Source organism: Aquamicrobium defluvii, assembly GCF_004363725.1.
In the GTDB taxonomy this organism is placed as follows: Bacteria; Pseudomonadota; Alphaproteobacteria; order Rhizobiales; family Rhizobiaceae; genus Mesorhizobium; species Mesorhizobium defluvii.
This window is the reverse complement of record NZ_SNZF01000009.1, coordinates 1-13,100: the sequence shown is the minus strand read 5'-3', so window position 1 is coordinate 13,100 and position 13,100 is coordinate 1. Positions and strand designations below refer to the sequence as shown.

The following is a 13,100-nucleotide window of genomic DNA, read 5'->3' as shown; positions in this document are numbered from 1 at the left end:
AAAAAGCCAGAATTCTTTCCTTTCGATCCCGTGGCATGGCTTGTGGGGTCGATGGCTTGTGCGCGCCTGGGGGAAGGGGATGGCGCAGTAAAATCCCTGTGGGCCGTACTATGCAACCATTTGCATTTAAAACGGTTTATGGTTGCAGCGGCCCAGTCGAATCCGTTGTCGTTTCTCGCCTTGTGGATTTTTAATGAATATTCAGTCCAGACCTGACAGTCTCGAAGCCAAGCCTGCCGCCATGCCTCTGGCAGGGGAGCTCCCGATCAGGGCGCAATTCTATCAGGAAGACAGGCTGCGGCTGCTTGGCAAGCAGATGGCGGACGGCGATACGCGGAGCCTGGAGGGGCTTGGAGCCTTCGATTTCCAGAGCCGTATCCGCGAAAGCGCAGCCCGGATCCTGGAGATTTACCGCTCCACAAACGCAGCGCAGGCCAAGGGCGAACCGATCACGCCGGCTGCGCAATGGCTGCTCGACAACAACTATCTGGTCGAGGAAACGATCTACCAGATCAAGCGCGACCTTCCGCGCCGTTTCTACAGGCAGCTTCCCACGCTCAGGCTCGGCGACGGCACCTCCGTGCCGAGAGCCCTTGCCATCGCATGGGCCTATGTCGCGCATTCGGACAGTTCGGTTTCAGCACAGACCTTCAAGGCGATCGTGGAGGGGTTCCAGTCGGTCGAACCGATGAAGATCGGCGAGATCTGGGCTCTTCCGTCGCTGCTTCGCTTCGTGCTGATCGAGAATCTGCGCCGGCTTGCCTTGCGGGTCGAGCGCGCGCGCAAGATGCGCCTTGTCGCCAACGAGGTGGCCGACCGTGCGCTGGCTTCGGCCGATGGCGGCGAGCGCGAGCAGATGCTGAGCCGGTACAGCGCCTATGCGCGCGACACGACTTTCGCCACGCAGCTTCTCTACCGGCTGCGCGACGGTTCGCAGAACGCCGGCAGGGCGCTCGAATGGCTGGAAGGCGAGCTCGAAAAATCCGGCTCGGACGCCGAGCAGATCATCATGGCCGAGCATCAGACGCTTTCGGCCGGCAATGTCACCACCGGCAACATCATCAGGGGCCTGCGCCTCATCAACGACGTGGACTGGACCGTCTGGTTCGAGGGCGTCAGCCGCATCGATGAGGTGCTGCGCGAAAAAGCGGACTATTCGGCGCTCGATTTCGCCTCCCGCGACCAGTATCGCACGGCCATCGAGGAACTGGCGCGCGGATCAGGCCATTCGGAACACGAGGTAGCCGCAATCGCGGTCGAGATGGCCGCGAAATCTGCCGGCCGGCCGGAAATGGCCGACACGCCGTCCGATGTCGGCTTTTATCTTGTCGGTCCATGTCGCGAGACACTCGAAAAAGAGATCGGCTATCGGCCGCTTTTCGGCTTGTCGCTGAAGCGCTCGTTCCGCAAGGCGGGCTGGCTGGGCATCGCAGTTCCGGTGTTCGCGCTGACTGCGCTGCTGCTCTACATGAGCGGCAACGCGCTTGCGGTGCTGGGCCTGCCGGTCGGGGCCATTGCGCTCATGCTGGCGCTGTTTGCCGTACCGGCCAGCGAGGGCGCGCTCGGTTTCTTCAACACGGTGGTGCTGCTTTTCCTGAAGCCCACGCGCCTGATCGGATATGATTACAAGGACGGGATACCGGCCGGCGCGCGGACTCTCGTCGTGGTGCCTTCTCTGATCGGCTCACGCGACGACGTTGAGGAGAATATCCGCAACATCGAGGTTCATCATCTCGCCAATGTTTCCGACGAGCTTTATTTTGCGCTGCTTTCCGACTGGCCGGACAGCGACGCCGAACTGAATCCGGCAGATACGGAGATTCTCGATTTCGCGCGCGCTGAAATCGCGCGTCTGAACCTGCGTTATCCTGCTGTGGGCGGCGTACCGCGCTTTCACCTTCTCCACCGGCGCCGGCTGTACAATCCTTCGCAGGGCGTGTGGATGGGCTGGGAGCGCAAGCGCGGCAAGCTGCACGAGCTGAATCTGCTTCTGCGCGGGGATGGCGACACCACCTTCCTGCCGCTGGACGCTCCGCTTCCGGACAATGTCGTCTATGTGATGACACTGGATGCAGACACGCGCACCACGCGCGATGCGGTGAGCAGGCTGATCGGCAAGCTCGCGCATCCGCTGAACCGTCCGCACTACGATGCGGCAACCAGGAAGGTCACGGCGGGCTATACCATCCTGCAACCCCGCATCACGCCGTCGCTGACCACCGGCGACGAAGCCTCGTTCTTTCAGCGAGTGTTCTCCGCGGACCGTGGCCTCGATCCCTACGTCTTCGCCGTTTCCGACCTCTATCAGGACGTATTCGGCGACGGCACCTTCACCGGCAAGGGCCTCTATCACGTCGATTCCTTCGAGGCGGCGCTCAGGGACCGCTTCGAGGAAAACGCCATTCTCAGCCACGATCTCGTTGAGGGGGCATTCGCGCGCGCGGCGCTGGCGACCGATGTCGAACTGGTCGAGGATTATCCGACCCGCTATTCGGTCGACGCATCGCGCCAGCATCGCTGGGCCCGTGGCGACTGGCAGCTTCTAAGCTTCATCCTCAACCCGCTTTCGGGCGTTCCTGCCCTTTCGCGCTGGAAGATGGTCGACAATCTGCGCCGCACGCTCACCCCCATCTTCTGGGTGATGGCGGCAATCGCGGGCTGGACATTGCTGCCGTTCACGCAGGCCGCGCAATGGCAGGCGCTGCTGATCCTGACCCTGTTCATGGCGCCAACCTTCAACATCGTGAATGGCCTTTGGCCCCGGAACCGGGATTCGACGCCACGCGGACATTTCTCCGCACTGGCGCGCGACATTGCCTTCGGAACGGCCATGGTGGCGCTGCGCGTGGTGCTGATGGCCCACTCTGCGTGGATGATGGGCGACGCCATCATCCGCACGATCTACAGGCTTTTCGCATCCCGCAGGAATCTGCTCGAATGGCGCACGGCATCGCAGGCGCACAAGGGCGGGGCCAACGATCTCGGATCCTATTATTCGGCCATGTACGGGGCGGTGATCATAGGCGTCGTCGGGCTCGCCATTCCGGTGTTCGCAGACTCCACCGGTGCCTTCGTCGCCTTCTTCTTCGCTTTGTTCTGGATCGGTTCGCCGGCATTCGCCTGGCTTATCAGCCGTTCGGCCGAAACCGAGGACCGGCTGCATCTGGCACCGCGCGACATGCATGCGCTGCGCATCGCGGCCCGCCGTACATGGCACTATTACGAAACCTTCGTTACCGAAGAACACCACCATCTGCCGCCGGATAATTTTCAGGAGAGTCCGGCACCTGTGGTGGCCCCGCGCACGTCGCCCACCAATGTCGGCGTTTATCTTCTGTCTGTCGTGTCGGCGCGCGATTTCGGCTGGATCAGCATGGCCGATGCCGTGTCGCGCATCGAGTCGACGCTTTCGACCATCGAGAACATGCCGCGCGAGCGCGGCCATCTGTTCAACTGGTACGACACGAAAACGCTCAAACCGCTGCATCCGCTTTACATTTCAGCCGTCGACAGCGGCAACCTTGCCGGTCATCTCGTGGCCGTTGCCGCCACTTGTGCCGAATGGGCGGAAGCGCCTTCGGTCCATCTTCATGGCGACTTCGAGGGCGTGCTCGACGTGGTCGCCATCCTCGACGAAAGCCTGGACGAACTGCCGGACGACCGCCGCCAGTTGCGGCCGCTGCGCCAGCGTCTGGCCGACCGGCTCGACGGCATGCGCCGGGCGGTGCAAACCATCAAGGAACAACCCGAGATGGCGTCCATCCGCACGATCAATCTGTCGGTGCTGGCGGGAGAAATCCGCAAGCTGGCGGCGGCGATGCATGCCGAGGTCGGTTCCAGCCGCTCCGAGGTGGTGGCAGACTGGGCAATTCGTCTGGAAGCGACATGCGAAGCCCATTTGCATGACTCGCACAGCGACGACCGCACTGCCGAGGAATTGCGCACGAGGCTGCTCAAACTGCGCGAACGTGCGCGCCGTTTCGCATTCGAGATGGATTTTTCATTCCTCATGCGCCCGGAGCGGAAGCTGCTTTCAATCGGTTACCGGGTGGAAGAGCACCAGCTTGACGAAGCCTGTTACGACCTCCTGGCATCCGAGGCCCGGCTGACGTCCCTGTTTGCCGTGGCCAAGGGCGATCTGCCGACCGAGCACTGGTTCAAGCTTGGACGGCCCATCGTCGAGATAGGTTTCCGGGGCGCGCTGATGTCGTGGTCCGGCTCGATGTTCGAGTACCTGATGCCTCCGCTGGTGATGAAGGAGCCACAGGGCAGCCTGCTCAACCAGACGAGCAATCTCGTCATCAAGCGCCAGATGCAATATGGCCGTTCACGCAACGTGCCATGGGGAATTTCCGAAGCTGCCTACAATGCCCGCGACCGGGAACTGACTTACCAGTACACCAATTTCGGCGTCCCGGGGCTCGGTCTCAAGCGCGGACTTGCGCAGAACCTGGTCATAGCACCCTATGCGACCATTCTGGCCGCGCAGTTCATGCCGCGCGAGGCGGTGGAAAACCTGAAGCGGCTCAGGAGCATTGGGGCACTCGGGCGCTACGGTTACTACGATGCCGTGGATTTCACTCCGCAGCGTGTCCCGGAAGGTGCAGGCCATGCCGTGGTTCAGAGCTATTTCGCGCACCACTCCGGCATGTCGATCGCGGCCGTCGCGAATGTGGTCTACGAAGGACGGCTGCGGGACCGCTTCCATTCCGACCCGGTGATCGAATCCGCCGAACTCCTGTTGCAGGAAAAGGCGCCCCGCGAAATTCCCGCCGACACCGTGCGCACGGAAGCGGAGGAACGTCCGCTTGTCGACGAGCAGGAGGCGCAGAGCCTCGATACGCGCATCATCGCGGATCCGGCAACGGCCCTGCGCGCGACAAGCCTGATGTCTACCGGCCATTATTCCATGATGGTTACGGCGACCGGATCGGGCTACAGCCGCTGGGGCGACCTTGCCATCACACGCTGGCAACCCGATCCGGTCGAGGATCGCATGGGCACCTATATCTTCCTGCGGGACGTCGACAGCGGCGAATGGTGGTCGGCAACCGTGGAACCGAAGCAGGCACCGGGAGAGGTCGCGCAGACCTATTTTTCGGACGACAAGGCCACATTCGCCAAGAGCGTGCAATCGTTGCGCTCGGAGGTGCAGTGCATCGTCATTTCGGAAGGCCACGGCGAGGGACGACGCGTAACCCTCCACAACGACGCATCGAGCGACCGTTACATCGAGGTGACTTCCTTCGCGGAACTGGTCCTCGCTCCGGAAGCCTCGGACAATGCCCACCCCGCGTTCTCGAAGATGTTTGTCGAGACGGAAATTGCCGACAACAACGGGGCGATCTTCGCCCGCAGGAGAAAGCGCGACCAGCGCGAACCCGATATTGTCGCGGTGCATTTCGTCACGGACCCGACCGGTCTGGCCCGCGATACCGAAGCGGAGACCGACCGCCGCGCTTTCATCGGCCGCGGGCGCACGATTGCCGATCCGGCCGCCATGGCCCCGGGTGCGCGGCTGGCGGGACATGCCGGATTTACGCTCGATCCGATCGTCGCATTGCGGCGCAAGGTGCGCGTTCCGGCCAACAAGAAGGTTTCGCTGACGTTCTGGACCTGTGTCGGGGCGAACAGGGAGGAGCTCGATGACGCCATCAACCGTCTCGACCATCCCGAAAGCTTTGCCCGTCAGGCGATGCTGTCATGGACCCGCTCGCAGGTTCAGACCCGCCATCTCGGATTGTCGCTGGCAGATGCGGCGACAGGACAGAGCCTTGCGCGCTATCTGATCTACCCCGATCCGAACCTGCGGCTGCCTTCGGAATCGATTGCGAGCGGCCTCGGCAAACAGTCAAGCCTGTGGCCGACGAGCATTTCCGGGGATTATCCGATCTTCGCTATTCGTATCGACGATCTGGCCGACCTTGAAATCGTCGCGCAGGGCCTTCGCTATCAGGAATATATGCGGGCGCGCGGCCTTACCGTGGACCTGGTCATCGTCAACGAGCAATCCTCCTCATATGTGCAGGATTTGCAGCAGGCTATCGACTACCTTTGCGAAAACGCCCGTTTGCGCGGTTCGGAACTGGGGCCGCGCCAGCATATATTCGCCGTGCGCCGCGATCTCATGGACGAGCCGACCTATCGCACCCTGCTGACGTCGGCGCGCGTGGTGCTCCACACGCGCAACGGTACGATCAGCGACCAGATCGAGCGCGCCGAGATAACGGCCTTGCAGGCGCGCGAAACCGCGAACGGCATCGCCCGGACAACCCCGCCGCCTCGTGGCGCGGAGGTGCCTGTCGCGGCAGCAGCACCGGCAAAGTACAAATCCGCCGATGGCAAGGGGCTTTCCAACTGGAACGGATTTGGTGGCTTCGAAGAAGACGGGCGCCGCTATGTCGTCCGGCTGACCGGCCGCAAGGTAACGCCCCAGCCGTGGATCAACGTCGTTTCCAACGAAAGCTTCGGCTTCCACACATCGGCGGAAGGCGCAGGGTTCACCTGGAGCCGCAACAGCCGCGACTACCAGCTCACGCCCTGGTCGAACGACCCGGTGGTCAACCGTCCGGGCGAGGGCATCTACATCCACGATCTCGACAGCGGCGCCAGCTTTTCCCCGGTCGCCGCGGTGGTGCGCGATGCGGCGGTTTCCTATGAAGCCGTTCACGGGCAGGGATTTTCCACGTTCCGTGCACGGCGCGGCGCCATTGAAATGGAACTGACGCATATCGTGGACCCTGCCGATCCCGTGAAAGTGTCGCGGCTGCGTATTCGCAACTCCGGTGCTTCCGTCGCCCGGCTTCGGGTCTATGCCTATGCCGAGTGGGTTCTCGGCTCACACCGCTCCCGAACAGCTGGAACAATCATACCGTCGCAGGACGAGAAAACGGGCGCGCTGCTCGCCACCAACCCTTACAATCTCGATTTTGGCGGCCGGGCGGCTTTTCTCGCCTCGGATGACCGCCCCGATTCTGTAACTGCACATCGCGAGGAATTCATCGGACAAGGGGGCTCCAGCGAACGACCCCAGGCTGTTCTGGCCGGGACTGTGCTCTCGGGTCGCGTCGAGGCCGGTGACGATCCCTGTGCCGCGCTGGCGCGCGATGTCGAGATTCCGGCAAACCGCGAAACCACCCTGCTATGGCTTCTTGGCGATGCGGAAAGCATGATCGAAGCCTCGGCTCTCATCGAGCGGCACCGTGCGATCGATTTCGACGAGCGCCTTGCCGGGGCGGAGAGAGAATGGCGTGGTTTCCTCGATACAATTCAGGTCGAGACGCCGGACAAGACGCTCGATTTCATGGTCAATCACTGGCTGCCGTACCAGAGCCTGGCCTGCCGTATCCGTGCCCGCTCTGCCTTCTATCAGGCAAGCGGCGCCTTCGGGTTCCGCGACCAGTTGCAAGACACGCTGGCTCTGCTCGCGCACGATCCGGGCCTTGCGCGTGCCCAGATACTGAACGCAGCCGGGCGTCAGTTTCCCGAAGGCGATGTGCAGCACTGGTGGCTGCCGCGCACGGGAGCGGGCGTGCGCACCATCATCTCGGATGACGTGGTCTGGCTGGCTCATGCCGTCGCCCATTACGTGGAGGTGACGGGCGACCGGAAAATCCTCGACGAGAAGCTGCCCTTCATCCAGGGCGAGAAACTCGGCGATCACGAGCATGACGCCTTCTTCCTGCCCGAAACCTCCGGCGAGAGCGCGTCGCTGTATGAACACTGCGCGCGGGCGCTCGATCTTGCCGTCAGGCGCAGCAGTCCCGGCGGACTGCCGCTCATTCTCGGTGGCGACTGGAATGACGGTATGAACAGCGTTGGCGATGAGGGCAGGGGCGAAAGCGTGTGGCTGGGCTGGTTCCTGCTCAGGACGCTTGCCGATTTCGAACCTTTCGCAAAGGCTCAGGGCGACGCCAGGCGCATGAAGGCATGGCAGGCCCATGCCGCCGTGCTCAAGCGCGCGCTGGAGAACAGCGCATGGGACGGCCAATGGTACCGGCGCGGCACTTTCGACGACGGAACCCCGCTTGGTTCCCGCGAGTCGCAGGAGTGCCAGATCGACTCGATAGCCCAGTCGTGGAGCGTGTTGTCAGGCGAGGGCGATCCCGCCCGCTCACGTACGGCGATGGACAGTGCGGGCGAAATGCTCGTCGACGAAGGGAACAGGATTCTCAAGCTGTTCACGCCGCCTTTTGCCGACTGGGAGAAAGACCCCGGCTACATCAAGAGCTATCCGCCCGGCGTGCGCGAGAATGGCGGCCAGTATACGCACGCGGCCACGTGGTTCGTCATTGCCCTGGCCGAGATGGGGCGCGTGGACGAAGCCTATCGGTGCTTCTCCATGCTCAACCCTGTCAACCACGCGCTGGACGAAGCATCCGCCGAGCACTACCGCGTCGAGCCCTATGTGGTCGCCGCCGATGTGTATGCGGCCGACAAGGCCGGCCGCGGCGGCTGGACATGGTATACGGGCTCCGCGGGCTGGCTCTACCGTGCCGCCGTGGAGGCGATACTCGGAATCCGCAGGCGTGGCGATGCGATCGAGATCAATCCGCGCATTCCCTCTCACTGGGATGGCTATACGGCAAGGCTTTCCCTCGGCGGTGGAAGGCAGACCATCCGGGTGCAGCGCGGCGCAGGTACATCCACGGCGGTGCTGGCAGTGAATGGCAAAAAAGTGAAGGGTGCCTCGTTCCGCCTGGAAACAGGTGAAACAGATGTCGTGGTGACATTGCCGGCTAACGGTGCAGGCGGCCGCGCCAGCCCGGCCAGAAAGCGATAAAAGGCGGCAAAGGACCGCCGATGTGCCTTCGTCCTGTCGTTTCCCGCTAAAATTGCGGCAGTCCTTTTCGGGATTGCCGCAATTTTGCCTTACGATGGTCATTTTGCCTTTCAACTCAAACCGTTAGCCGATCACGGCAGATTTCCGCCCGTAGCCATGTTTTGTTCGCATGAGGGGAACTGACGCTGTAAGTGAGCATTGTTCTGGCTCGCGTCTCTTCATACGTTTCCAGATATGGTGCATTGCACAATGAACGGTTTCGCGGAGTAATCGAGTGTCCCTTCTGCAAGTCTACTGGAGAGCGCTCGGCTATCTGGCCGCCGACAGGAAGCGGGTCGCGCTGATCTGCGGCGCGAATGTCACCCTCGCCATGGTGGCTATTCTCGAGCCGATCATGTTCGGGCGGGTCATCGACGCGATTTCGGAGCGCGTGAACGTGGTTCCGCCGCTCGTTGTCTGGGCCGGGCTCGGCGTCTTCAACATCATCGCCTTTGTGCTGGTGGCGCGCGGAGCGGATCGCTTCGCCCACAAACTGCGCGGCGAGGTCCTGTCGCAGTCGTTCGAGCGTGTCATCAACATGCCGCTCGCCTGGCATCATATGCGCGGCACCTCCAACTCCCTGCATACGCTTCTGCGTGCGGTGGAAACCCTTTTCACGCTGTGGCTGGAGTTCATGCGCCAGCACCTTTCCACCGCCGTGGCCCTCATGCTGCTCGTCCCGACCGCTCTGACGCTCGATCTTCGCATGTCGATCGTGCTGCTGATGCTGGGCGTCGTCTACTTCGCCGTCGGCCGTCTGGTCATGCGCAAGACGCGGGACGGGCAGGCGAATGTGGAGCGCCACTACCATAAAGTCTTCGCGCATGTATCGGACTCCGTCAGCAACGTCGCGGTGCTTCAGAGCTACAACCGGATCGGACATGAGACGGCAGCCTTGAAGCGTTTCGTCGGCGAATTGCTGGATGCGCAGTATCCGGTGCTCGACTGGTGGGCCCTGGCCAGCGCCATGCATCGCCTGTCCTCCACCATTTCGATGATGGTCGTTCTGCTGATCGGCTCCTATCTGGTCATGCAGGGTCAGTTGCGCATCGGCGACGTCATTGCCTTCACCGGTTTTGCGGCCCTGCTGATCGCCCGGCTCGACCAGGTGTCCACTTTCGTCAACCAGATATCGGAAGCGCGGGCGAAGCTCGAAGAGTTCTACCGGATGGAGGACTCCGCCCTTGAGGTCAGGGAGCCTGCCGGATTGCGCGAGATCGGCAAGGTCACCGGCCATGTGCGGTTCGACAAGGTCAGCTTCGAGTTCCCGAACTCGGGCCAGGGGCTGGACGAGGTTTCCTTCGAGGTCGCCGCCGGGCAGACTGTCGCCATCGTCGGGCCGACCGGCGCCGGCAAGACCACGCTTATCAATCTTCTCCAGCGCGTCTTTACGCCCCAGCACGGCCGGATTCTCATCGACGGGGTCGACACACGCACCGTGACGGCCCGTTCTGTGCGCAACTGCATCGCCACCGTGTTCCAGGATGCCGGTCTGCTCAACCGTTCCATCGAGGACAACATCCGCATCGGGCGGGCGGACGCGACCTATGAAGAGATACATGCCGCCGCCCGCGCCGCCGCCGCACAGGACTTCATTCTTTCGAAGGGCGAGGGCTATGACACGGTCGTCGGCGAGCGCGGCGGACAGCTTTCCGGCGGCGAGCGCCAGCGCATCGCCATTGCCCGCGCTGTCCTGAAGAATGCGCCGATACTCGTTCTCGACGAAGCGACGAGCGCGCTCGATGTCGAGACCGAGGAACGGGTGAAACAGGCCATCGACGAGCTGCGCCGCGGACGCACCACATTCATCATCGCGCACCGCCTCACCACCGTTCGCGACGCCGATCTTGTGGTGTTCATGGACAAGGGCAGGGTGATCGAAATGGGCGGCTTTGCCGAGCTCTCCCTGCGCAACGGACGTTTTGCGGCTCTGCTGCGCGCCGGCGGGCTTCTCAACGACGAAGACGTTCGCCGCCTGTCGCGCATTTCCGCAGTGGAAGACAACGCCGCGGCATAAGGCGCGCCCCGCCAGCCATCGCAGGCTGTTGCTTCGCGGCGGGGTGCAAGGTTATGTAGTTTGTCATGACCGTTTCCCGCACCCGCCTGTCCAGCTGGCTGGACCTTGCCAATCCAACCCGGTTTGTCGGCTTCGCCGACAAGGTCGTTCCGTGGCTTGCGGGCGCGGCCTGCCTGATCCTCGCAGCAGGGCTCTATATGAGCTTCAGCGCTCCGGAGGATTACCAGCAGGGCAGCACCGTGCGCATCATGTACATTCATGTGCCGTTCGCGTGGCTGTCGATGATGTGTTACGCGGTGATGGCCGCCGCAGCGCTCGGCACGCTGGTGTGGCGGCATCCGCTGGCGGACGTATCTCTGAAATCGGCAGCTCCCATCGGGGCCTGCTTCACCGCTCTGGCGCTGGTTACCGGCTCGATCTGGGGCAAGCCCATGTGGGGAACCTGGTGGGTGTGGGACGCCCGCCTCACCTCGGTTTTCGTGCTTTTTCTCATGTATCTGGGCATAATTGCCCTTACGCGCGCGCTGGAAGACACCGGCAAGGCTGCATGGGCTGCCGCGATCATCACCCTGATCGGCTTCGTCAACATACCGATCATCAAGTTCTCCGTGGACTGGTGGAACACGCTGCATCAGCCGGCTTCCGTGTTCCGCATGGACGGTCCGACCATCGACGGCAGCCTGCTCCGCCCGCTTCTGGTTATGGCGGTCGGTTTCACACTGCTGTTCTTCGCATTGCACATGATGGCGATGCGCACCGAGATCCGCCGCCGGCGGATCGCGTCGATGCGCAAGCTGGCGGCACGGGGTGCACGCTGACCTTCGGACGAACGGCTGGTTGAAACACGGGCGGGAGGGATCATGAAGCGCTCGAGAGTGAACGAGATCATCCGCGAGGGAGACGCCTTTATCCGATCGTTCGGCTATGTCATGCCGCCTTTCGCCTATTGGTCGCCCGCAGAAATGCAACGGCGCGGAACAGAATCCGCCGGTGTCTTCAATGCACGGCTGGGCTGGGACATCACCGATTACGGGCAGGGGAAGTTCGACGAGCTCGGGCTCTTCCTCTTCACGGTCCGCAATGGCCGTTTCGAGGACATGAAGAAGGGCGCCGGCATGCTCTATGCCGAGAAGATCATGATCTCTCGCAAGAATCAGCTCTCGCCCATGCATCGCCATGTCATCAAGGCGGAGGACATCATCAATCGTGGCGGCGGCAAGCTGGTGCTGGAGCTGTTCATGCCGGACGGTGACGGCGGAATCGATCCCCGCGCCGAGGTGTCGGTTCCTGTCGACGGCACCATGCGCAGGCTTCCAGCCGGAGGACTTCTGAAGCTCGACCCGGGTGAAAGCGTGACTCTGCTACCTGGCGTCTGGCATGCGTTCTGGGGCGAGGGTGGCGACGTTCTGATCGGCGAAGTTTCAACGGTGAACGACGATCTCACTGACAACATCTTCCGTGACCCGATAGGTCGCTTCTCGGACATCGAGGAGGATGTCGAGCCGGTTCATCTTCTGGTTTCCGACTACGAACGCTGGCTGGGGCGATAAGCGCCAGCCGTAGTCGTCCCGATGTCGGCATGGCGGCGGGAAAGCGCAGAGCGCTGACGCAGCGTCACGCCATTCGCTGTCTGATGACAGATTGCCACAAACGGAAATGAAGTTGCAGACCGGGTTGGAGTGGCAGTGGCAGGTGGGACTTCATAAGGATCATAGGCGACGCTGTGCCTGTTGTCGTTCGCTGACGTCGTACCAAAGCACAGAAAATTCCGCAGACGATGTCCCATATAGGGCATCCATGAAAGTCGCATAAGATAGATTATGGAACACGGAGGCGGTTTCGGAGCTGTTGCTTTTTTTCCCCCAAGCCGCAGCTTATCCTATTCGGCAGTATCCCGGTAAACGGCGGTCTCAGTGTTGCAGTCTGCCGTTCATCGCTCATAGCCAGAAACGCTACGCAAGCACCCGACCGGGCGTAAGCTGGTCAGGGTTGCGCAGCCCGGTCGGGTGCGACTCATTCGAACTCCCTGGCTTTAGCTTTGAGAGCTTGTTGTGGAGTCAATCACAATGACCTTGACATTTTAGTTCTTGCTTTGTTCCTTGCTTTGGCCGCCAGCCGACTAGGAACACATGCTGACCAACGTAAACGCTCCATCAGTTCCCGTTGCTGTTGATTTCCGCTGAGAGCTGACCCGGGATTTTCGCCGAGAAGTGACCCGCCTTCATGTATGGTTTGGGTCTTAGGTTTTGGTCAAGGGGCGGC

General features: G+C 62.1%; 4 protein-coding genes. All 4 read left to right on the top strand.

What is annotated here, in order from left to right; genetic code table 11:
* Nucleotides 1-193: 193 nt before the first annotated feature.
* Nucleotides 194-8,782 (top strand): glycoside hydrolase family 94 protein, encoded by an 8,589-nt coding sequence (locus DES43_RS08485; protein WP_133674988.1) that lies wholly within the window; start codon nt 194-196, stop codon nt 8,780-8,782.
* Between the two features lie 274 nt (nt 8,783-9,056).
* Nucleotides 9,057-10,838: a glucan ABC transporter ATP-binding protein/ permease gene (locus DES43_RS08480; RefSeq protein WP_035026209.1), complete on the top strand. Its 1,782-nt coding sequence runs from the start codon at nt 9,057-9,059 to the stop codon at nt 10,836-10,838.
* Between the two features lie 65 nt (nt 10,839-10,903).
* Nucleotides 10,904-11,656, top strand: a complete 753-nt coding sequence (locus tag DES43_RS08475; protein ID WP_035026210.1) for a heme ABC transporter permease — start codon at nt 10,904-10,906, stop codon at nt 11,654-11,656.
* Between the two features lie 42 nt (nt 11,657-11,698).
* Complete coding sequence (locus DES43_RS08470) at nt 11,699-12,388, top strand: D-lyxose/D-mannose family sugar isomerase (protein WP_035026212.1); 690 nt, start codon at nt 11,699-11,701, stop codon at nt 12,386-12,388.
* Nucleotides 12,389-13,100 lie beyond the last annotated feature (712 nt).

Bases quoted from the DNA above. Each gene is read 5' to 3' on its own strand.
- DES43_RS08485 (WP_133674988.1), top strand. From the start codon at position 194: ATGAATATTCAGTCCAGACCTGACAGTCTCGAAGCCAAGCCTGCCGCC.
- DES43_RS08470 (WP_035026212.1), top strand. From the start codon at position 11,699: ATGAAGCGCTCGAGAGTGAACGAGATCATCCGCGAGGGAGACGCCTTT.
- DES43_RS08475 (WP_035026210.1), top strand. From the start codon at position 10,904: ATGACCGTTTCCCGCACCCGCCTGTCCAGCTGGCTGGACCTTGCCAAT.